This is a genomic window from Nonomuraea sp. NPDC049649, assembly GCF_040675175.1.
Lineage (GTDB): Bacteria > Actinomycetota > Actinomycetes > Streptosporangiales > Streptosporangiaceae > Nonomuraea.
On the sequence record NZ_JBFAOH010000022.1, the window covers coordinates 81,968 to 101,838 of the forward strand.

The 19,871-nt window shown below is 69.6% G+C and carries 21 protein-coding genes; 14 read left to right on the top strand and 7 right to left on the bottom strand.

All coding sequences use genetic code 11. The features are described 5' to 3' along the window. The first annotated feature begins 70 nt into the window (after positions 1-70). The 9 genes from accB to AB0J42_RS25250 are packed head-to-tail and all read left to right on the top strand — an operon-like array spanning position 71 to position 10,837. Entirely contained in the window at positions 71-523 is a 453-nt protein-coding gene (accB, locus tag AB0J42_RS25210) for an acetyl-CoA carboxylase biotin carboxyl carrier protein (RefSeq protein ID WP_364298436.1), read from the top strand. Next, complete coding sequence (locus AB0J42_RS25215) at positions 520-1,896, top strand: biotin carboxylase N-terminal domain-containing protein (RefSeq protein WP_364298438.1); 1,377 nt, start codon at positions 520-522, stop codon at positions 1,894-1,896. The genes accB and AB0J42_RS25215 overlap by 4 nt, the downstream gene beginning before the upstream one ends. Next, entirely contained in the window at positions 1,897-3,369 is a 1,473-nt protein-coding gene (locus AB0J42_RS25220; protein ID WP_364298440.1) for a hypothetical protein, read from the top strand. Next, positions 3,366-4,220, top strand: coding sequence for an HAD hydrolase-like protein (locus AB0J42_RS25225; RefSeq protein ID WP_364298442.1), 855 nt, complete (start codon positions 3,366-3,368; stop codon positions 4,218-4,220). Before AB0J42_RS25220 ends, AB0J42_RS25225 begins: the two co-directional genes overlap by 4 nt. Next, complete coding sequence (locus tag AB0J42_RS25230) at positions 4,217-6,073, top strand: PEP-utilizing enzyme (protein WP_364298444.1); 1,857 nt, start codon at positions 4,217-4,219, stop codon at positions 6,071-6,073. The genes AB0J42_RS25225 and AB0J42_RS25230 overlap by 4 nt, the downstream gene beginning before the upstream one ends. Further along, positions 6,070-7,167, top strand: a complete 1,098-nt coding sequence (locus tag AB0J42_RS25235; RefSeq protein WP_364298446.1) for a PEP/pyruvate-binding domain-containing protein — start codon at positions 6,070-6,072, stop codon at positions 7,165-7,167. Before AB0J42_RS25230 ends, AB0J42_RS25235 begins: the two co-directional genes overlap by 4 nt. Then, positions 7,160-9,172 carry an acetoacetate--CoA ligase gene (locus AB0J42_RS25240; RefSeq protein WP_364298449.1) on the top strand — a complete coding sequence of 671 codons (2,013 nt, stop codon included), beginning with the start codon at positions 7,160-7,162 and terminating at the stop codon, positions 9,170-9,172. Before AB0J42_RS25235 ends, AB0J42_RS25240 begins: the two co-directional genes overlap by 8 nt. Beyond that, positions 9,169-10,059 carry an amidohydrolase family protein gene (locus tag AB0J42_RS25245; RefSeq protein WP_364298452.1) on the top strand — a complete coding sequence of 297 codons (891 nt, stop codon included), beginning with the start codon at positions 9,169-9,171 and terminating at the stop codon, positions 10,057-10,059. The genes AB0J42_RS25240 and AB0J42_RS25245 overlap by 4 nt, the downstream gene beginning before the upstream one ends. Positions 10,060-10,069: 10 nt before the next feature. Then, complete coding sequence (locus tag AB0J42_RS25250) at positions 10,070-10,837, top strand: IclR family transcriptional regulator (RefSeq protein ID WP_364298454.1); 768 nt, start codon at positions 10,070-10,072, stop codon at positions 10,835-10,837. On the opposite strand, the gene AB0J42_RS25255 is transcribed toward AB0J42_RS25250, so the two are convergent. Continuing rightward, positions 10,838-12,400, bottom strand: coding sequence for a BCCT family transporter (locus AB0J42_RS25255; RefSeq protein WP_364298456.1), 1,563 nt, complete (start codon positions 12,398-12,400; stop codon positions 10,838-10,840). Between the two features lie 338 nt (positions 12,401-12,738). Here AB0J42_RS25255 and AB0J42_RS25260 point away from each other — a divergent pair, with 338 nt between their 5' ends. Then, entirely contained in the window at positions 12,739-13,617 is an 879-nt protein-coding gene (locus tag AB0J42_RS25260) for a hypothetical protein (RefSeq protein ID WP_364298458.1), read from the top strand. Positions 13,618-13,622: 5 nt separating this feature from the next. Here AB0J42_RS25260 and AB0J42_RS25265 read toward each other — a convergent pair whose 3' ends face one another. Beyond that, positions 13,623-14,054 (bottom strand): cytidine deaminase, encoded by a 432-nt coding sequence (locus AB0J42_RS25265; RefSeq protein WP_364298460.1) that lies wholly within the window; start codon positions 14,052-14,054, stop codon positions 13,623-13,625. Between the two features lie 66 nt (positions 14,055-14,120). Beyond that, positions 14,121-14,243 (bottom strand): hypothetical protein, encoded by a 123-nt coding sequence (locus AB0J42_RS25270; protein WP_364298462.1) that lies wholly within the window; start codon positions 14,241-14,243, stop codon positions 14,121-14,123. Positions 14,244-14,442: 199 nt separating this feature from the next. Between AB0J42_RS25270 and AB0J42_RS25275 the strand changes: the two genes are divergently transcribed. From AB0J42_RS25275 to AB0J42_RS25285, 3 genes are all read left to right on the top strand, one after another. Then, the gene (locus tag AB0J42_RS25275; RefSeq protein ID WP_364298464.1) at positions 14,443-15,147 is read left to right on the top strand and encodes a class I SAM-dependent methyltransferase; all 705 of its coding nucleotides are present in this window, start codon (positions 14,443-14,445) and stop codon (positions 15,145-15,147) included. A gap of 103 nt (positions 15,148-15,250) precedes the next feature. Continuing rightward, positions 15,251-15,571, top strand: coding sequence for a hypothetical protein (locus AB0J42_RS25280; protein WP_364298466.1), 321 nt, complete (start codon positions 15,251-15,253; stop codon positions 15,569-15,571). Between the two features lie 47 nt (positions 15,572-15,618). Further along, complete coding sequence (locus AB0J42_RS25285) at positions 15,619-15,798, top strand: hypothetical protein (protein WP_364298468.1); 180 nt, start codon at positions 15,619-15,621, stop codon at positions 15,796-15,798. Between the two features lie 29 nt (positions 15,799-15,827). Here the strand turns inward: AB0J42_RS25285 and AB0J42_RS25290 are convergent, their stop codons facing one another. Together AB0J42_RS25290 and AB0J42_RS25295 are read right to left on the bottom strand one after the other, a co-directional pair. After that, entirely contained in the window at positions 15,828-16,313 is a 486-nt protein-coding gene (locus AB0J42_RS25290) for a hypothetical protein (protein ID WP_364298470.1), read from the bottom strand. A 236-nt stretch (positions 16,314-16,549) separates the two neighbouring features. Then, positions 16,550-17,260 carry a hypothetical protein gene (locus tag AB0J42_RS25295; protein WP_364298472.1) on the bottom strand — a complete coding sequence of 237 codons (711 nt, stop codon included), beginning with the start codon at positions 17,258-17,260 and terminating at the stop codon, positions 16,550-16,552. A 291-nt stretch (positions 17,261-17,551) separates the two neighbouring features. On the opposite strand from AB0J42_RS25295, the gene AB0J42_RS25300 reads away from it, so the two are divergent. After that, the gene (locus AB0J42_RS25300) at positions 17,552-17,698 is read left to right on the top strand and encodes a hypothetical protein (protein WP_364298474.1); all 147 of its coding nucleotides are present in this window, start codon (positions 17,552-17,554) and stop codon (positions 17,696-17,698) included. 232 nt (positions 17,699-17,930) lie between these two features. On the opposite strand, the gene AB0J42_RS25305 is transcribed toward AB0J42_RS25300, so the two are convergent. Next, positions 17,931-18,812, bottom strand: a complete 882-nt coding sequence (locus AB0J42_RS25305) for an alpha/beta hydrolase (protein ID WP_364298476.1) — start codon at positions 18,810-18,812, stop codon at positions 17,931-17,933. Between the two features lie 52 nt (positions 18,813-18,864). Next, the gene (locus tag AB0J42_RS25310; RefSeq protein WP_364298478.1) at positions 18,865-19,443 is read right to left on the bottom strand and encodes a TetR/AcrR family transcriptional regulator; all 579 of its coding nucleotides are present in this window, start codon (positions 19,441-19,443) and stop codon (positions 18,865-18,867) included. Positions 19,444-19,871: the final 428 nt, after the last annotated feature.

Below are 19,871 nucleotides of genomic sequence, written 5' to 3' on the forward strand. Positions count from 1 at the left end.
GCGCAGAGTGAGATGCCTTACATAACTTCTACCCTCACAACGGGCATTTCTGGCACTGGAGCCGGCACTGATGGACTTTGACCTCGAAGAACTGGCCGCGATCATCGAGTTGCTGGACAAGGCGGACTTCCGGCACTTCAGCTTCGAGAAGGGCGACCTTCGCATCACGGTGAGCCGTGACGGGAACGTTCCACAGCAGCCGCGGGCCGCCACCCCTGCCGCACCCGCGCAGGCCGCCCCCTCCCAGCGTGTCGTCGCGGACCAGGCTCCGGACGACGACGAGGTCGTGATCACGGCCCCGCTGCTCGGCACGTTCTACCGCTCCCCCAAGCCCGGCGAGCCGCCGTACGTAGAGATCGGCGACAAGGTGGCGCCCGACACGGTGCTCTGCATCGTCGAGGTCATGAAGCTCATGAACTCCGTGCCCGCCGGCGTGTCGGGCGAGGTGACGAAGATCTTCGCCGCGGACGGCGAACTCGTCGAGTACGGCAGCCCGCTCTTCGCCATCAGGGCGATCGCATGACCACCCGCCCCGCCAGACAACGTGTCTTCGTCGCCAACCGCGGCGAGATCGCGCTCCGCGTCGTCGAGGCGTGCGACCGGCTCGGCTTCGAGACCGTGCTCGGCGTCTCCAGCGCCGACCGCGACACGCTGGCAGCGCGCCGGGCCGGGCGGGTCGTGGTCCTCGGCGGCCCGCACGCCATCGGCAGCTACCTGTCGATCCCCGCCGTGCTGCACGCCGCCGTGGCCACCGGCTGCACCGCCGTCCACCCCGGGTACGGGTTCCTGGCCGAGCGGCCGGACTTCGCCCGGGAGTGCGCGGCGCACGGGCTGACCTTCGTCGGCCCGTCCCCGGAGGCGCTCACCACGCTCGGCGACAAGCTGAAGGCCCGCGAACTGGCCGAGTCCCTAGGCGTCCCGGTCTCCGCAGGAGGTTACGCCTCGACGGTGGCCGAGGCGGCCGGACTGGCCGCCCGCGTCGGCTACCCCGTGCTGATCAAGGCCGCGCACGGCGGCGGCGGGCGCGGCATGAAGCTCGTCACGTCGGACGCCGAGCTCGCCGAGGCGTGGGCGCCGGCCTCCGCCGAGGCCGAGGCCGCCTTCGGCGACGGCACGGTCTTCCTGGAGCGGTACGTCACCGACGCCAAGCACGTCGAGGTGCAGATCCTCGGCGACCGGCACGGCAACCGCATCCACCTGGGCGAACGCGAGTGCTCGGTGCAGTACCGCTACCAGAAGCTCGTCGAGGAGGCCCCCTGCGCGGCGCTGCCGGAAGCCACCAGGGAGAGGCTGCACGACAGCGCGCTGCGCATCGCGCGGGCGCTGGACTACGTCGGGCTCGGCACCGTCGAGTTCCTGTACGACCTGCACCGGGACGAGCTGAACTTCCTGGAGGTCAACCCCCGGATCCAGGTGGAGCACCCGGTCACCGAGGCCGTCACCGGGGTGGACCTGGTCCGTGAACAGCTTCTCGCCGCGCTGGGCGAACCGCTCTCGGTCCGCCAGGAGGAGGTGCGGATCACCGGGCACGCCATCGAGGCCAGGATCACGGCCCAGGACCCTCACCAGAGACTGCGGCCCTCCCCCGGCACGGTCAAGCGGTGGCGTCCCCCCGTCGGCGGCGGCCTGCGTTTCGACTCGCACGTCTACGAAGGGTACGAGTTCCCGCCCTTCTACGACGCGCTGATGGGAAAGCTCGTCGCCTGGAGCCACGACCGGGCCGCCGCCGCCACCCGGCTGGACGACGCCCTGGCCGGCTTCGAGATCGGGGGCGTCACCACCTCCCGCGACCTGCTGCGGAGCATCATCCGGCACGGGGACTTCCGCATCGGGAGCGTGACCACGCACTGGCTGAACGACCGGTTCGGCGAGCTGATCGGCGACGGGAACGAGTGAATGACGGACATCAACCTCATCGACGTGTCGCTGCGTGACGGCAACCAGAGCCTCTGGGGTGCCACCGGCGTGACGACCAGGATGGTCGAGGGGGTCGCGCCCCTCCTCGACCAGGTCGGCTACCGGGCAGTGGAGATCGCGTCGAGCACGCTGCTGGCAGTCGCCGTACGGTTCCACAAGGAGGATCCGTGGGCCCGGCTGCGCGCCGCCCGCGACCGCATGCCGAACACCAGGCTCGGCTTCCTCACCACCGGCAAGCGGTTCATCACCTTCTACCGGACCCCGGACCCCCTGTTCGAGCTGGCTTTCCGGCTGCTCGTGCGGAACGGCGTGACCAGGCTGTGGATCATCGACCCGATGCACGACATGGCCGGGGCCAAGCGGATGGCGGCGATGGCCCGGCGCGCCGGGTTCGAGGAGGTCGTGGGCGGCATCTGCTACACCAACAGCCCGGTGCACACCGACGCCTACTACGCCGAGCGGATCGCCGAACTGGGCGACTGCCCGGACATCGACAACGTCTACCTCAAGGACCCGGCCGGGCTGCTCACTCCCGAACGGCTGTCCACGCTGGTGCCGATGCTCGGCTCGAAGCTGTCGCGGCTGCGGCTGAACGAGCTGCACAGCCACAGCACGACCGGGCTGTCCCCGCTGACCGCGCTGGCCGCCGCCGACCACGGGATCGACACCATCCACTGCGCGCTCCCGCCGCTGGCCAACGGCAATTCGCACCCGGCCGCGCAGCGGCTGGTCCGCAACCTGCGGGCCCGCGGCCACCGGGTCGGCGTCGACCTCGACGCGATGGACCGGGCATCGGCCTACCTGACCAGGCAGGCCAGGATCAAGCGGCTGCCCGCCGGGGTCCCCGCCGAGTACGACGAGGACTACTACCGGCACACCATCCCGGGCGGCGTCCAGTCGACCCTGGCCCGCCAGCTCGGCGAGCTGGGCCGCCCGGAGCTCTTCCCCGCCGTGCTCGAAGAGTCCGTGCGGGTCCGCGAGGACCTGGGCTGGCCCATCGTCGTGACGCCGTTCGCCCAGTACATCGTCACCCAGGCCACGCTGAACGTGATCACGGGCGAGCGGTACCGGCAGATCTCGGACGAGATCATCGACCTGCTCCGCGGCGACTTCGGCCCGCTGCCCGGCCCGGTCGACCAGGACCTGCTCGACCGGGCGCTCGGCACCGAGCGCGGCAACAGGCCGCCCGACGACGGCAGCTCCGACATCACGCTGGCCGGGCTGCGCAAGCGGTTCGGCGCAACCCTCGACGACGAGGAACTGCTGCTCCGCGCGGTCATGCCCGCCGAGCAGGTGGACGCCATGGTGGCGGCGCGTACCTCCTCGCCGGTGTCCACGCTGCGCCACCTGCTGCGGTCGGTCGAGGACCGGCCGAAGCTCACCACCGTCTCCGTCCAGTTCGGCGACACCCGGCTCGACCTGACCAGGAACACCTCCGAGGAGGCCCGATGACCCCGCTGGACTCGATCGACGCCTGGGTGCTCGACGTGGACGGCTGCCTGGTGCGTACCGCCCGCGCGGGCGGCGCGGGCGGCGCCCCGATGCCGGACGCCGTCCGGTTCGTGGCCGCGCTGAAGGCGGCCGGCCACGAGGTGCTGGTCTGCACCAACGCCTCCGAGGAGCCGCCGAGAACCTACGCGCGCCACCTGCGCGAGCACGGCTTCGACATCGACGACGACCGCTTCGTCACCGCGGGCAGCGCGGCGGCCGACTTCATCGCCGCCGAGCATCCCGGCGCCCGGGTGCTCGCCGTGGGCGGGGAGGGCCTGCGCGACCCGCTCCGCCGCCTCGGCGTCACCCCGGCCGATCCGGACGACCCCAGCCTGGCCGACGTGGTCGTGGTCGGCGCGGCCCGCTCGTACACGACAGCCGAGCTGAACGCGGCCGGGCTGGCCGTGGACGCGGGCGCCGCCTTCTACACGACCGTGGACGTCCCCTGGTTCCACGGCGGAATCGGCCGGTCCATCTGCGCCTCCGCCGCCGTAGCCCACGGGATCGGCTGGGCCGCCGGCGCCGAACCGGAGGTGCTCGGCAAGCCCTCGCCCGCGCTGGCCGCCACGCTCTCCCGCCGGCTCGGCCGCCCGGCCGGGCGCGTCGCCGTCGTCGGCGACGCGCTGGTCGAGGTACGGCTGGCCCGGCACATGGGGGCGCACGCCCTTCTCGTCCTCAGCGGGGCGACCACCCGCGAACGACTCGACGACCTGTCACAGGAAGAACGACCGGACGCGCTGTACGCCGACGTCGCGGAGCTGTACCAGCTCCTCACCCCCCGCCTCGACCAGTCCGAAGGAGTCACGGCATGAGCGCCACCGACAACTCCAGGTTCCCCTTCTTCAACGAGGCCCGAACCCCCGAGGGGGCCGAGGGCTGGGAGTCCATGTACCCGTACTTCCTCGTACCCAGCGAGGAAACCCGCGAGGAGGAGAACTCGCGGTTCTGGTTCGCCGACACCATGCACTGGTCGCGCGCGGTCCATCCGTTCGACAGCATCGGAGCGGAGGCGGTCTACCTCGGCGCCGGCCAGAACAGCACCCGCATCTTCGCGCTGCCGACCGCGCTCGGGCTGGACGTGCGGGTCGTCAACGGCTACGTGTACATCTCGCCGATCGCGGTGACCGACCCGGAGGAAATCTCGCGACGGGCCGAGCTCTTCCAGAAGCGCGCGGGCTACTACTACGCCAACTGGGACGAGCTGTACGGGCGCTGGAAGGAGAAGCTGCTGGCCGCCATCGCATCGATGCGGGAGCTGACGTTCGCGCCGCTGCCCGAGTTCGACCCGATCGAGGTGGTCACCGAGGCCCGCGGCCGGTCGGTGTCGTGGGACCTCATCGAGAACTACCACCGCCTGACCGACGGCTTCTTCCTCATCTGGCAGTACCACTTCGAGTTCCTCAACCTCGGCTACGGCGGCTACATCACCTTCTTCCAGTTCTGCCGCCAGGCGTTCCCGCAGATCAGCGAGCAGAACGTGGCCCGCATGGTCGCCGGCGTGGACGTGCTGGCGTTCCGGCCGGACGACGAGCTGCGCGGGCTCGCCGCGCTCGCCGCGGAGCTGGGCCTGGCCGACCGGTTCGCCGCCTACAGCGCCTCCCCCGCCTCCCCTGCCTCCGCGGCCGCCCTGCTGGACGAACTGGCCGGGACCGAGAACGGCCAGACCTGGCTGAAGGCGTTCGAGAAGGCCAAGGACCCCTGGTTCAACTACTTCGCCGAGTACGGCTTCACCCACGACCAGGACACCTGGGCGGGCAACCTGTCCATTCCGCTGACCGGAATCGCCCGCTACGCGGCGAAGATCCAGGCCGGTGAGGACATCAGCCGCCCGGTGGCCAGACTCCGCGAGGAGCGGGACCGGCTGGTCGCCGAGTACCGTGCGCTGCTCACCGAGGACGAGGCCCGCCAGTTCGACGAACTGCTCAACCTGGCCCGGACCGTGTTCCCGTACATCGAGGAGCACAACATCTACGTCGAGCACTGGGCGCACGCGGTCTTCTGGGAGAAGGTCCGGGAGCTCGGCGACGTGCTGGTGGCCGCCGGGTTCATCCGGGAGCGTGACGACGTGTTCCACCTGAACCGCTTCGAGCTGGACACCGTCCTGTTCGACGTCGTCGAGTCCTGGGCGATCGGCGTGCCGGCCCGCGGGTCCAAGCGCTGGCAGGCCGAGATCGAGCGCCGCCGCGGCATCATGGCCGCCCTGCGCAGCGAGCTCGCGCCGCCCGCGTACGGCATTCCGCCCGAGCAGGTGACCGACCCGTTCGCGGTGATGAACTACGGCGTGACCACCGAGCGGGTGCAGGAGTGGCTGGGCGCCGCGGACGGCGGCGACTCCCGGCTCACCGGCATCCCCGGCGGCCCCGGCGTCGTCGAGGGCGTGGTGCGGGTGCTGCGCACTGAGCACGACCTCGGGCTGCTCCAGCCCGGCGAGATCCTGGTCGCGCCGATCACCGCGCCGTCCTGGGCGGCGGCGTTCTCGGTCGCGGTCGGCGTGATCACCGACATCGGCGGCATGATGAGCCACGCCGCCATCGTCTGCCGCGAGTACGGCCTGCCCGCCGTGGTGGGCACCGGCTTCGCCACAGCGAGGCTGAAGACCGGTCAGCGGGTCCGGGTGGACGGCGACAGCGGCGTGGTGACGGTTCTGGAGGAGGCGGGCGCATGACGAGCTACACGGTTCCGTTCGACTCGGCGGCCTGCCGCGACGCGCGCGAGGTCGGCGGCAAGGCGCTGGGCCTGGCCGAGATGACGGCCGCCGGCCTGCCGGTCGCGCCCGGCTTCACGGTGACGGCCGCCGCCTACCGCGATTTCCTGGACGAGAACGGGCTGCACGACGACGTCCGGCGCGTCCTGGGCCGGGTGGATCCGGACGACCCGGCCACGTTCGAGGCGGCCGAGCGGGAGCTGGCCGAGCTGCTGGGCCGGGCGCCGCTGCCGGCGGCGGTCGCCGCCCAGGTGCGCCGCGCCTACGCCGAGCTGAGCGCGCGGGTCGGCCTGGACGAGGTCTCGGTGGCCGTGCGCTCCAGCGCCACCGCCGAGGACTCGGCCGGCGACAGCTTCGCCGGGGAGTTCGAGACCTGGGTGGACGTGGTCGGCGCCGACGACGTGCTGGCCCACGTACACCGCTGCTACCTGAGCGTCTTCACCGGCCGGGTGTTCTCGTACGCGGCGGAGCGCGACATCGACCTGCGGTCGGTCGAGATGGCGGTGGTGGTGCAGAAGACCGTACGGGCCAGGTCGGCGGGGGTCATGTTCACGCTCGACCCGATCACCGGTGACCGGTCCCGGATCGTCCTGGAGTCGAGCTGGGGCCTCGGCCTGTCTGTCGTCGGCGGCGAGGTCACCCCGGACCGGTACGAGGTCGACAAGGTGGGCCTCACCCTGGACAAGCGCGTCCCGGGCGACAAGCGGGTGGAGTACCGCAGCGGTGACCGGCCGGTGCCCGTGCCGGAAGACCGCAGGACGCGGCTCTGCCTGGACGACGACGAGGTGCTGGCCCTGGCCGCGCTGGGCCGCAGACTCGAGAAGCTGCAGGGCGGGCCGCAGGACATCGAGTTCGCCGTCGACGAGGACCTGCCCCGGGACTCGAACCTGGTGCTGCTCCAGTGCCGCCCGGAAACCGTGTGGAGCCGGGTCAAGCGCGCCCCCGCGTTCGACGCCGGGGCGGGCCTGATGACCTGGGTCACCAGCTCCATCGGAACGGGAGACCGGATGCCGACGCGGGCCGGCGACGGCGAGGGAGGTCACCGGCATGGCTAGCCCGACGCCGGACCTGGCCGCCCGCTCCGCCGCCGCCGGTCTCGTCCCTCTGACGTCCCCGCCGTATGACTCCTCCCGCGAGTCGGGCGTACGGAGTTACACACGGTGGCTGGAGACCGAGCGCGGGCTGCGGTTCTCCGGCTGGGACGAACTGTGGCGCTGGTCGGTCGCCGACCTCGACGGGTTCTGGGCATCGATCTGGGACTACTTCGGCGTACGGGCGCACACCCCTTACGAGAAGGTGCTCGGCCGCCGGGAGATGCCGGGGGCCGAATGGTTCCCCGGGGCCACGCTCAACTACGCCGAGCACGCCTTCGGCCTGCCGGAGGACGCGGAGCAGGTCGCGATCGTGGCTTATTCGCAGAACCGGCGGCCGATCGAGCTGACCTTCGGCGAGCTGCGCGACCAGGTGGCCCGGGCCCAGGCGGGCCTGCGCCGGCTGGGCGTGGGCCGGGGCGACCGGGTGGTGGCCTACCTGCCGAACATCCCGGAGACGATGGTGGCCTACCTGGCCGCCGCCGGGCTCGGCGCGGTCTGGGCGGCCTGCTCCCCCGAGATCGGGCCGGCCGGGGTCGTCGACAGGTTCGAGCAGGTCGAGCCGACCGTGCTGCTCACCGTCTCGGAGTACACCTACGGGGACAAGCACGTCGACCGGGGCGCGGCGGTGGCGGAGATCAGGTCCGCGCTGCCGACGCTCAAACACGTCGTCCACGTGCCCAACGGCTCGCGGGAACTGCCGGACGCGCTGTCCTGGCCGGAACTGCTCGGCGAGCCGGGCGAGCCGGTCTTCGAGCCGGTGCCGTTCGACCACCCGCTCTGCGTGCTGTTCACCTCGGGTACGACCGGCAGGCCCAAGCCGATCGTGCACGGCCACGGCGGCGTGCTGCTGGAGCACCTGAAGAACCACGCCTTCCACTGGGACCTCCAACCGGGCGACCGGCTGCTCTGGTTCTCCACCACGACATGGATGGTGTGGAACACGCTGGTCTCCGCACTGCTGACCCGGAGCTCGGTCGTCCTGATCGACGGCGACCCGACCTATCCGGACCTGGCCTTCCAGTGGCGGCTCGCGGAGCGCACCGGGGTGACGCTGATGGGCATCAGCCCGCCGTTCCTGATGGCCTGCCGCAAGGCCGGGCTCGAACCCGCCCGGGACTTCGACCTGTCCAGGATCCGGCAGATCGGTGTGGTCGGCAGCCCCTTGGCCGCCGAGGGCTACCGGTGGCTCCACGCGCAGTTCGGCGACGACGTGCTGATCAACGTGGGCAGCGGCGGCACCGACGTGTGCACCGGCATCGTGCAGGGCAGCCCGGAACAGCCGGTGTGGCTCGGCGAGATGAGCGGTCCCAGCCTCGGCGTGGACGCCAAGGCGTTCGACGAGAACGGCGAGGTCGTGGTCGGCGAGCTGGCCGAGCTGGTGATCACCTCGCCCATGCCGTCCATGCCGGTCGCCTTCTGGGGCGACCCGGACGGCAGCCGCTACCGCGACGCCTACTTCGACACCTACCCCGGAGTATGGCGGCACGGCGACTGGATCAGGTTCAGCGAGCTGGGCAGCAGCGTGATCACCGGCCGGTCCGACGCGACGCTCAACCGGGGCGGTATCCGGATCGGCACCGCCGAGTTCTACCGGGCGGTGGAGGAGCTCGACGGGGTCGCGGACAGCCTGGTCGTGCACCTGGAGGACGCGGCGGGCGGCCCCGGCGAACTCATCCTGTTCGTCGTCACCGCCGGGCGCGGGCCGCTCGACGACGCGTTGCGTGACACGATCGCCCGGACGATCCGTACCCGGCTCTCCCCCCGCCACCTCCCGGACCGGATCCTGCCGCTGGCGAAGGTCCCGTACACCCGTACCGGCAAGAAGCTCGAACTCCCGGCGAAGCGGATCCTGCTCGGCGAGGCGCCGCATACCGTGGTCAACCTGGACGCGGTCGCCGACCCCGACGCACTCACCGCACTCGCCGGCCTCGCCCGGCAGCGCACGCACACACCCGAGGGATCATGACCAGACGTTACGAACCCGCCATCGACGTCGCCGGCATCACGGCCATCGACGTGCACACCCACATCGAGACCGACCGCGCCGGCCGGCACTTCGCGCTCGACGACGAACTGCTCGCCGCCTCCGCGAAGTACTTCAAGTCGGGCGACCGCACGCCGACCATCGACCAGCTCGCCGGCCATTACCGCGAGCGCCGCATGGCCGCCGTCGTCTTCACCGTGGACGCCTCCACCGGGCTGAACCACCCGGCGCTCTCCAGTGAGGAGATCGCCGAACAGGCCGCGGAGCACGCCGACGTGCTCATCCCGTTCGGATCCGTGGATCCGCACCGCGGCGCCGCCGCCGCTCAGGCGCGCCGCCTGGTCGAGGAGTACGGGGTACGGGGCTTCAAGTTCCATCCCAGCGTGCAGGCGTTCGAGCCGAACTCCCGCGAGTTCTACCCCCTCTACGAGACGCTGGAGGAGCTGGGAGTGGTGGCGCTCTTCCACACCGGCCAGACCGGCATCGGCAGCGGCCTGCCCGGCGGCCGGGGCATCAAGCTGCGCTACTCCGACCCGATGCTGCTCGACGACGTCGCGGCCGACTTCCCCACGCTGAACATCGTCATGGCCCATCCCGCCGTGCCCTGGGTGGACGCGCAGATCTCGATCGCCACCCACAAGCCGAACGTCTACATCGACCTCAGCGGCTGGTCGCCCAAGTACTTCCCGCCGCAGCTCGTCAGGCAGGCGGGCAGGCTGCTCAAACGGAAGGTGCTGTTCGGCTCCGACTATCCCCTGATCACCCCGGACCGGTGGCTGGCCGACTTCGCCAAGCTGGAGATCGAGGACGAGGTAAAGTCGCTGATCATGAAGGACAACGCCGCCCGGCTGCTCCGGCTCACGGCGTAGGGAGGCGGTGATGGGCACCTCGTCGTCGCCGCCGCTGGAGTCGGTCGACCGGGCGCTGCGCCTGGTCGAGCTGCTGCGCCAGGGCGAGACGCTGACTGTCAAGGCCGCGGCCGAGCACCTCGACGTCGCCCCCTCCACCGCCCACCGGCTGCTCGGCGCCCTGATCTACCGGGGCTTCGCCGTACAGGACCGGGAACGCCGTTACCAGGCGGGCCCGGCCATCAGCGACCGGCAGGACACCGCGCTCACCACCAACGAGCTCAGAGCCGCAGCCCGGCCCGCGCTCGACCGCCTGTACGCCGCCGTGGGTGAGACCGTCCAGCTCATGGTGCTGCAACGGTGGAACATCAAGTTCATCGACGGGGTCGAGTGCGACGCCCCGCTCCGGGTCGGCGTGCGGATCGGCGACCTCATGCCCGCCTACTGCTCGGCCGGGGGCAAGGTGCTGCTCGCCGAGCTGAGCAGCTCCGACGTGGAGATGCTGCACCGGGGCGGGCTGCCGCCCTGGCCCACCGCGAGGATCACCACGCTGGCCGCGCTGAAGACCCAGCTCGCGACCGTACGCAAACGCGGCTACGGCCTGAACAACGAGGAAACCGAACGCGGGGTGAGCGGCGTCGGCGTCGCCGTCCACGACCCGGGCGGCGCAGCCGTCGCCGCGTTCACCGTGGCCGTGCCCGCCGTCCGGTTCGACCGCTCCAACGTCACCGCGTACGTCACCGCGCTGCGCGACGCCGCCGCCCTCGCCACCGCGCGGATCGGCGACCTCCAAGGCTGATCAGTCCTTCTCGCCGCTGGCCCAGCGGATGACGTCAGGGAGGTGGTGCTGCGGGTGGCGGTGCGACGGGCCCGCGCCGGGATCGCCCCGCAGTTCCTTCAGCAGCGCCCAGCAGAGCAGCAGCATGACGACCATGAACGGCAGCGCGACCAGGATCGTGGCCTGCTGCAGCGCCACCAGCCCGCCGGCCAGCAGCAGCCCCAGGGCGACCAGGCCGACCAGCACGCCCCACGTCACGACCAGCACCTTCGGGGGATGGAGCGAACCCCTCGTGGTGAGCGACCCGAGCACCAGGGAGGCCGCGTCGGCGCCGGTCACGAAGTAGAGCGCGACCAGGATCGCCGTGAACCCGGCGGTGATCAGGCCCAGCGGGAGCTGTTCGAGCAGCGCGTACATCGCCGCCTCCTCGCCCTGCGCGAGCTTGCCGGAGAAGTCCTCCTGGCCCGACAGCTGCAGCCACACCGCGCTCCCGCCGCTGATCGAGAACCAGACCAGGCTCACCCCGGACGGAATGAGCAGCACGCCGACGACGAACTCCCGGATCGTCCGCCCCCGCGAGATCCGGGCGATGAAGGCGCCCACGAACGGCGCCCACGACATCCACCAGGCCCAATAGAAGAGGGTCCAGGTGCTCAGCCACTCCTTGTTGATGAACACGCCCGTCCGCGAGGACATCAGCAGCAGGTCGTTCAGGTACCCGCCGAGCGCGGCGGGGAGCAGATCGAGGATCGCCACCGTCGGGCCGAAGATCAGGATGAACAAGGCGAGGACGGCGGCCAGATAGATGTTGAGCGTGCTGAGCAGGCGCACCCCGCGGTGCACCCCGCTCACCGCCGAGAGCACGAACGCGCCCGTCAGCACGATGATGACGGCCACCTCCAGGCTCCGCCCGCTGATCCCGAACACCTCGTCGATGCCGTACTCGACCTGGAGCGCCCCCAGCCCCAGGCTCGTGGCGGTGCCGAAGGCGGTGGCCAGGATGGCCAGCAGATCCAGCGCCCGCCCCACCACCGGCCTGGGCCGCTCGCCGAAGAGCGGGGCGAAGGCGTCGCTGAACCGGTTCCCCCGCCCCTTGCGGAACGTGGAGTAGGCCAGCGCCATGCCGGTCACCGCGTAGATCGCCCACGGGTGCAGGGCCCAGTGGAACAGGGAGTACTCCATCGCGTTCTGCGCGGCCTCGGGCGAGCCCGGCGCGAGCCCCACCCCGGCCGGCGGCTCCAGCATGTGGGTCAAGGGCTCGGCGACGCCGTAGAACATCAGCCCGATGCCCATCCCGGCCGCGAACATCATCGCCGCCCAGGCGACGTTGCCGAACTCCGGCTCGTCGTCGTCCTTGCCGAGCCGGACCCGCCCGTACCGGCTCAGCGCCAGCACCACGGCCAGGACCAGGAAGAAGTCGGCGGCCATCACGAACAGCCAGCCGAAGCTCCCCACCACCCAGCCGAGCGCGACATCGGCGGCCCGGGCGAGCGACTCGGTGAAGAGCACCGCCCACAGCACCACCGCCAGCAGCAACCCCATGGAGATCGCCAGCAACGGGAAGTCAGGCCTCAGCCGGCGCATCCTTGCCTCCCGGATCACTACTCTCAGTGAAAGTGGTGATCCCCTCCGTCAAATCCCCGTAACCCCGGGCACGTCCAACCTTCGCCTACCCTGCGGATGCCAGAATACGAAGATCAGCCCCGACGAGGACGGCCCGCCCCGCCCGGCCCGTGGGACCTCCCGGACGGCACCCGCACCCGCGGCCCGTTCCTCACCCTGAAAGGCTGACCGGAGGCGTGCACGATTTCACCAGAATCTAAACGTTCACCCCGAAACCGACACGAGACCTAGGATTCTGCGACAAAACGCTCTGTCGGGGGGATCTGGTGGCGAATCAGTGCCGGCGTTGTGGATGGGTCGTGCAGCCGGACCCCCAGGCACCGGGGTTCTGGGTGGACCAGTGGAACGGGAGACACTGCGGGGGCGATCCGCGCTACCCCCACTACGCGGTCGCGGCGAAGAAGAGCAACACGGTGCTGATCGTGGCCGGGTGCGTGGGCGGGGCGCTCGTCCTGATCGCCGCGGTCGCGCTGGCCGGGGTCTTCCTGTACAAGAACGCCGACAAACCGACCGTCGTACAGGCTGAGCCGTCACGGCCGGATATCCCCACCGCGGCCCCCAGCGTCAGCGCCCGGCCCAGCGAGAAGCCGGCCGAGTCCAGCAGTCCTGAAGCGCCCGTGCCCTGCGACGAGTCCCAGCCCCGCGGCTCGCACTGCTTCCCCGTGTCGGGCCCGGAGTTCCTGCGACGGGTCGAGAAGGCGCTGGGGTGGCGCTGTTACAAGGCAGGCGAGAAGGACGCCTTCGGCCACACGATCAGGGACCCCGAGTGCCAGACCCGCAACCAGACGAACACCAGGAGCGCGCGCATCAGCTACACCGGCCACCTGGAGTCGAAGATGGACAGGCTGTCCGTCTCGGCCGCGGCCCGGGGCCTGAACGGCGACGTGCAGCCCGAGGATGCCACGAAGCTGGGCACCGAGATCTTCGGGCAGGTGGTCACACAGCTCTGGCCCGAAGACCAGGCCCTGCAACGCGAGGCACGGAAGGCACTCGCCGGGTTGCGCAAGGATTGCCAGGACGACGACCCTGACAACGACTCGGCGAAGCTGTCGGCGGGTTACGAGATCAGCTGCTCGAAGCTCCGGCCGATCACCGTACGGCACGACGACGGTCAGGTGGTGACCACCATCTCGGACATCATGAGCATCACGGTGCCCTTCGACTACGCCTGGGACTGATCAGGTCAGGAGAAGTGGGCTTCAGGGGCGGGCCACGTCCCGTCTCCGGTGAACTGCGATCCCCAGTAGAACGGGTTCACCTCCCTGAGGGTGCGCGCAATCCACCCCGTCACGTTGGGCACGGTGACCTGGACGTCGGGCCCCCACAAGGCCAGGCGTTCCTGGCAGATGCCACACGGAGGAAGGATCAGGACACGTTCCCGGTCCCGATACACGCACACAGAGGCGGTGATCTTCTTGTCCAGCGTGTAGGCCTGACAGATGGCGCCGGTCTCATGGCAGAGGGACACGCCGCCGTTGAGGTTGTCCAGACCGACGCTGGTGAGGATCCGCCCATCATCCAGGTAGACGGCCGCGGCACCACCCGACTCTCCTGCGGGCCACCGACGTTCCGCCTGTGCGATGGCCGCGTCGACAAGAACCTGATCAAGCTGCATGGAGCAAGCGTGACACATCCGGCCTCGTCGCCTGACCGGTGACGAAGCCTCCTGGGACCAGGAGCCTCAGAGCTTGTACAGCTTGCTGAAGGGTGAGGTGATGCGCTCCTGGCGCGTACCGAAGTCCACGATCACGGCGGTGTCTTCCACGGCGATGACGACACCGAGACCGTACCGATCATGGGTCACTCGGTCGTCCACGCTGTACCGCTCGACGGGCGGCGCCGGTGGGCGGGGTTTGAAGGGACTTGTGGGCAGGTGGCGGTGGGACGCACCGCTGGCTTGATTCACTCTCCTAAGTATGCTCCGCCCATGGTCACGCTCGCGACGCGACTCCGAAGATCGACCGGACGAAATGGGCCGTGCCCTGGGGCTAGCATGACCCGCCGTGACCGACTTCATATCCCTCCCCTTCTACGACCTGTTCCACGAGAACGGGCACGTGCCGAGGATCCGTGAGGTCTTACCCCCGCTCCTCACCGGCGTCCGGCGCAGCATCCTGGAGATCGGCGCCGGATCCGGCCTGATCACCACCTCACTGGCCGACCGGACACCGGCCGAGATCTTCGCCCTGGAACCCTCGCCCGGCATGCGCGGAATCCTGCTGTCCCGCCTCAACGCCCGCCCGGACCTCCTCAAGCGCGTCACCGTCCTCCCGTACGACGCCCTGAGCGTCAACCTGCCCGAACCGGCCGAGGCCATCGTGATGATCAACGTCATGTACGCCATGGAACCTGAGTACCGCCGCCGCCTCTGGCCGGTGCTGGCCTCCCAGCTCGAACCGGACGGCCTCCTGGTCTTCACCTGGCGCGACGGCGGCCCCCCGGCACCCTCCCCGCTCCGGGAACTGGAGTCACGCCAAGTGGGCCGCCACACCTACGCCGTCCTGTCGGAGATCCTCGAGTCGTACGAAGGAGGCTGCAAGGCCCGCTACCTCTACCGCATCACCGAGGGCGACCACGTGCTCAGCGAGGAAGAGATCGTCGGCCACGCCTACCGCCCCGTACGAGAAGTGATCCAAGAGGAACTGGCCAACGCCGGCTTCACCCAGACAACGGCCCCCGAAGGCCTCCTCGCCTGGCGCCTTCCTTAACCACCTCACTACGCTCTGAAGGACGGCGAGCGCGGTCTCGGCGACACCCTTGGGTGCGTACTGCTGCTGCCCCCAGCGGAACCGCTTGCGTAAACTCGTAGACATGAGCGCCGAGCATGCGCATGAGGAACTCCATCACCTGGTGGATCGGCTGTCGCCGGACCAGGCGCGCCGCCTCCTGCGCTTGGTCAAGACAGATCCGGAATTGGCCGAGGCAGCCGACGAGCCGGTTCGGCGTCGTCGGCTGTCGATCGCCGGGATCGGCGCATCCGGCGAGGGAGATCTGTCGGAACGGGTCGAAGATCTGCTGGCGGAGCGTCTGGAGGGGCCGCGGCTTCTCCCGTCGACAATCTTGATCGAAGCCGGATGGACGATCAACAGGCACATGGACCCGCCGTACACGCCCAGTTTCTTGATCTCGTAACCGAAGAGTTCGAACTGGTTGAACTGCTTCCTGTAGATGTGCGGCGGATGGCCGAACTCGTCCGGCTCTATAAAGACGCCCGGCTCGACCCGGCTGACGTGTCCCTGGCCGCCATCGCGGAACGGCTGGGCGTCACACAGGTCGCGACGATCGACCGGCGGGATTTCACGCTCATTCGCCCCCGGCACGTGCCGGCGTTCCGGTTGCTGCCAGAGACACTCGCCTGAGACCAAGCCCGAGCCCTCGGCTCTCGTCGTCAGTTGACGCAGTCCTGCTTGTCGAGGCCGAAGGCGAGTTCGCGGACCTTGCCCTTGGAGTCGGTGAGGAACGCGTAGTAGGCCTTCGAGTTCCCCGGGACGGACACGTACCGGATGCCGGACGGCGAGGACTTGAGCCGCGGGTAAGCCCTCTTGACCTGCCTCAGCGTGGAGCCGACGCCGATGCCCCTGGGTGTCTTGACCCCCTTGGGGGCGAAGATGACGGCGACGCCGGCCTTCTTCGAGATGTACAGGCCGACGGAGTGCTTGCCGGTGGGGTGCGCCTTGAGGTCCCAGCCCGAGCAGGCCCCCTCCCCCGCGGGCATCTTGGACACGATCCTGCCCGTCGCCTTGGCCTTCTTCGCGCTCATGCCGAGCTTCACCGCGCCGTAGCCGTACGGTCCGAGCGTCGGTTTGGCGAGCGCGGGCGTGCCGGTGACCAGCAGCGTTCCACCGGCCACCACCGCGACGAGTGCCTTCTTCATGCGTTCCCCCGTGAAGATGATGAATCGTCCAGACGTAGGACTCCCGATCGCGGCCCAGAGTTCCCACGTGTCCGAATGTGGACTGGATCGGACGTACGTCCCCAGCGCCCGTCCCTGTACTCGGCGGGAACCTCGTCCGACGACGGGTCGATCCCGCGCCGCTCCAGCTCGCCGAACCAGCGGTCCCGCCGGGAATCGGGCAGGCGGCTCCCGCACCAGGGTCGCGGTGCCGCCGTTCACCAGCTGAATATCTTCGGCCGACCGGCCGGGACGGGCAGCTGATCCCGTAGCGTCCGCACGCCCAGCGGGACCAGGGCCACGCAGAGCAGCCCCGTGACCAGGACGTCCGGGATGGAGGAACCCTTCAGCACACCCATCCAGGTGCCTCCGGCCAGCAGCAGCATCGCCGCGCGGGCGGTGCCGAAAACACCGGAACGCCAGGCGGCGACGGCCAGGAGGAGCGAGCCCGCGTACTGGCCGACCGAGGCCCAGACCGGCACCCGCCACGGGCCGTAGGAGATGTCGCCGTACTCCTCGGTGATGGCATAGGTCGCCTGGTCGAGGCCGATGATCTCGGTGAGCTGGAAGGCGGTCTGCTCGGCGCCGGCGTAGTACAGGCGGGAGAAGAGCCCGGCGACCAGCAGGGTGCCGCCCCAGAAGGCGAGACCGCCGCCCACCTGCTGGGCCAGGGCGACGAAGGCGGGGAAGAGCAGCAGCGCCCCCAGGGTGAAGACCGCGTAGGAGAGGGTGATCAGGGCGGGTTCGGAGGTGTAGGCGAGGAGCTGGCCGAAGGCGGCGAAGGGCTTCGCATCAGCCCAGGCCTGCTGTTGAGAGGTGAGGGCGGTGACGGTGCTCAGGTAACGCAGCAGGTAGCCGGCCCACATGATCACCGGGCCCAGGATGAGGGCCACCCCGCCGATCCACCGCCCGGGGAAAAGCGTGTTCATACGGGCGAGCCTGTCAAGGGCGCGCCCGGCGGTTCATCTGCCGATCGTCAACCGGCCCCCCTGCCGAAAGTCAGGTCTGCGCCGCGAAAGCCCCCCTCATCGCCCACCTCCGCCAGAACCCACCTCACCCGGCAGTGACGGCGGGATCACCGAGACGCAGCTGTGAGATCGATGACGAGACGGTCGTCAGGCTCCATCTCGGCACTCGGAATGGCGGAAATTGATGATCAGCATCGATGGACGCCCTTTGCGTAATCAGGCAAGCTGGTTCCCCCTATAGCGGAGGGTCAGATGTCGATCGGGCTTCCCGAGATTCTGTTCGTGCTCATCATGTGGGTTGTTCCGGCCGCGCTGGTGTTCTTCTGCCTCTACTGGACGATCCGCTTGGCCATCAGACATGAGAAACGGCGGCTGCCGACTCCCCCGGGAGATCGCTGATCAGAGCGGCGAACCCGAAACCGTCGGCCCAAGTAAACAGACGTGAGGTCACGGGCATGAGCGGACAACCTGGCACTTCGCTGGAGATCCGGGGGAACCGCATCGCCGGTACGCGGTCGTACAGGTGAGTGGGGAACTCCGCGGCGGCTGCCGTCCGGCCGCTCGCCTTCATCAGGTGATGATGGAGCTCCCCATGCCTGGCCCGCCTTTGAACACCTAGATCATCGACCCGTTACCGGCTCCCCGCCAGGAACGGCAGGATCACGTCGGCCATCTCGTCGGGCACCTCCTCGGCGAGGTCGTGCCCCGCGTCGAAGACGTGACCGGTGACGTCGTCGGCCATGATCCGCATCTGGGACTCGTTGCGCTCGCCGATGAAGGCGGAGCCTCCGAGCGCCAGGACCGGGATGTCCAGCTTCTTCCTCGCGGCCTGCCGGTTCTGCTCGGCGTCGACGAGCATCGCCCGGTAGATGGACAGCATCGCGCGGATGCCGCCGGGCATCGAGTAGGTGCGCACGTACTCCTCGATCGCGTCGGGGGTGGCCGTGTCGGGGTGGCTGCGCTCGGATTTGATCATGTACGTGATCAGCTCGCGTTCATGCCCCGAGATCAACATCTCGGGTACGTCGGGCTGGAAGTAGAAGCCCAGATGCCACAGATGCATCCCGCTGGAGACGTTCTCGGGAGTGAGCGCGGTGTGCTCCTCGAAGCCGAACCCGGGGAACAGCGCCTCAGCGAAGACGAGGGCACTGACGTGGCCGCGGTGCCGTGCGGCGAGCTGGTAGCCGATCACCGCTCCCCAGTCCTCGCCCACCACGGCGTAGCTCTCATGCCCTAAGAACGTCATGAGCTCGGCGATGTCATCGCTCATCGTCGCGGAGTCGTACCCGTCCGCGGGACGCGCCGAGTCGCCGAGCCCCCGCAGGTCGGGCACGACGACGGTGTAGTGGGGCGCAAGCTTCTTGACCAGGTGACGCCAGTGGTAGCCGGTCTTGGGCACGCCGTGCAGCAGCACCACCGCAGGACCGGAACCGGCCGTCCGGTAGTGCAGGCTCGTCCCGTTGACGCCGGCGCGGCCCGTACGCATGGGCTGCCCGTTGTGGTCGACCATCATTTCTCATCCAGCCTTTCTGGAACAGTTGATACAGATTGCGGGCACGAAGAAGTCACCCGAGAGTGGCCAGCGCCACCTCCACGACAGGTTCGAGGGCACGGGCATCCGGCGTGATCTTCGAGGTGACCAGCAGCCCATTGAGGAAGGTGACGAGAAAAGCGGCCAGCGTGTGAGGGTCATGCTGCGGCGCGATCTCACCCCGCTCCACCCCGGCGCGCAACACCTCAGCGAGCGCCTCCTGACTGGCGTCCTGCATGTCCCGCACGACACGCCGGATCGACGGATCCTCCGGCAGCCGCTCACAGGCGGCGTTGACAGCCAGACATCCCCGGCCGCCGTCCTCCACAGCGATCCGCACCCGCTCCATCAGCAACGCACGAACCGCCGACCGGGCATCCGCCCCCTCCTCCAGATCGCGCAGGGCAGCCGCGGCCAGGTTGGCGCGGTAGTGCTCCAGCGCCGCCCGGTAGAGGCCCTGCTTGTCACCGAACGCCGCGTACAGCGAGCCCTGGCCGATCCCCAGGTGCTGCGTCAGGTCCCGCAGCGAGGTCGCCTCGTAGCCGCGCATCCAGAACAACTCCATCGCACGGCTCACCGCGACCTCGGTGTCGAACCCCCGCGTTCTGGCCATGACTCCACCGTACACCTATCTGGAGCGATCGATCCAGAAAGGGTCATGCGGGCCGGGGTTCCTCTGTGTACGAGGGGACGAACAGGAACAACAGCCGATCGCCCACGCGACCAAGCATCATCCCGCCCCCGCCACACGGGCGAAGGCGTTGGAGCGGATCGCTCGAAAGTAGCGGCGGGCTGCTCTTCTGCCTCTACGTTGGGGTGAGCATGATGGCGGCGCTCAAGAAGGACAAGCACCTCAGCCACCTACGGACCCACCCTCGGCACGGCGATCATCCCGGAGCCGGAGCGCGTTGAAGAAGGACATCGTGTGCGCGACGAAATTGAGACCACTAGTACGGCAGTCTCCATTCGCGAGCTGAGCTGTGGGTTTATGCGGCTGCCAGGCGGGCGCGTTTATGGAACCAGCGGGCGCGGGCCTGGTGT

What these genes read in the sequence shown, in the direction of transcription:
- accB (WP_364298436.1), top strand. Translation starts at nt 71, where the DNA reads ATGGACTTTGACCTCGAAGAACTGGCCGCGATCATCGAGTTGCTGGAC.
- AB0J42_RS25215 (WP_364298438.1), top strand. Translation starts at nt 520, where the DNA reads ATGACCACCCGCCCCGCCAGACAACGTGTCTTCGTCGCCAACCGCGGC.
- AB0J42_RS25220 (WP_364298440.1), top strand. Translation starts at nt 1,897, where the DNA reads ATGACGGACATCAACCTCATCGACGTGTCGCTGCGTGACGGCAACCAG.
- AB0J42_RS25225 (WP_364298442.1), top strand. Translation starts at nt 3,366, where the DNA reads ATGACCCCGCTGGACTCGATCGACGCCTGGGTGCTCGACGTGGACGGC.
- AB0J42_RS25230 (WP_364298444.1), top strand. Translation starts at nt 4,217, where the DNA reads ATGAGCGCCACCGACAACTCCAGGTTCCCCTTCTTCAACGAGGCCCGA.
- AB0J42_RS25235 (WP_364298446.1), top strand. Translation starts at nt 6,070, where the DNA reads ATGACGAGCTACACGGTTCCGTTCGACTCGGCGGCCTGCCGCGACGCG.
- AB0J42_RS25240 (WP_364298449.1), top strand. Translation starts at nt 7,160, where the DNA reads ATGGCTAGCCCGACGCCGGACCTGGCCGCCCGCTCCGCCGCCGCCGGT.
- AB0J42_RS25245 (WP_364298452.1), top strand. Translation starts at nt 9,169, where the DNA reads ATGACCAGACGTTACGAACCCGCCATCGACGTCGCCGGCATCACGGCC.
- AB0J42_RS25250 (WP_364298454.1), top strand. Translation starts at nt 10,070, where the DNA reads ATGGGCACCTCGTCGTCGCCGCCGCTGGAGTCGGTCGACCGGGCGCTG.
- AB0J42_RS25255 (WP_364298456.1), bottom strand. Translation starts at nt 12,400, where the DNA reads ATGCGCCGGCTGAGGCCTGACTTCCCGTTGCTGGCGATCTCCATGGGG.
- AB0J42_RS25265 (WP_364298460.1), bottom strand. Translation starts at nt 14,054, where the DNA reads ATGCAGCTTGATCAGGTTCTTGTCGACGCGGCCATCGCACAGGCGGAA.
- AB0J42_RS25280 (WP_364298466.1), top strand. Translation starts at nt 15,251, where the DNA reads ATGAGCGCCGAGCATGCGCATGAGGAACTCCATCACCTGGTGGATCGG.
- AB0J42_RS25285 (WP_364298468.1), top strand. Translation starts at nt 15,619, where the DNA reads ATGGCCGAACTCGTCCGGCTCTATAAAGACGCCCGGCTCGACCCGGCT.
- AB0J42_RS25290 (WP_364298470.1), bottom strand. Translation starts at nt 16,313, where the DNA reads ATGAAGAAGGCACTCGTCGCGGTGGTGGCCGGTGGAACGCTGCTGGTC.
- AB0J42_RS25295 (WP_364298472.1), bottom strand. Translation starts at nt 17,260, where the DNA reads ATGAACACGCTTTTCCCCGGGCGGTGGATCGGCGGGGTGGCCCTCATC.
- AB0J42_RS25300 (WP_364298474.1), top strand. Translation starts at nt 17,552, where the DNA reads ATGTCGATCGGGCTTCCCGAGATTCTGTTCGTGCTCATCATGTGGGTT.
- AB0J42_RS25305 (WP_364298476.1), bottom strand. Translation starts at nt 18,812, where the DNA reads ATGATGGTCGACCACAACGGGCAGCCCATGCGTACGGGCCGCGCCGGC.
- AB0J42_RS25310 (WP_364298478.1), bottom strand. Translation starts at nt 19,443, where the DNA reads ATGGCCAGAACGCGGGGGTTCGACACCGAGGTCGCGGTGAGCCGTGCG.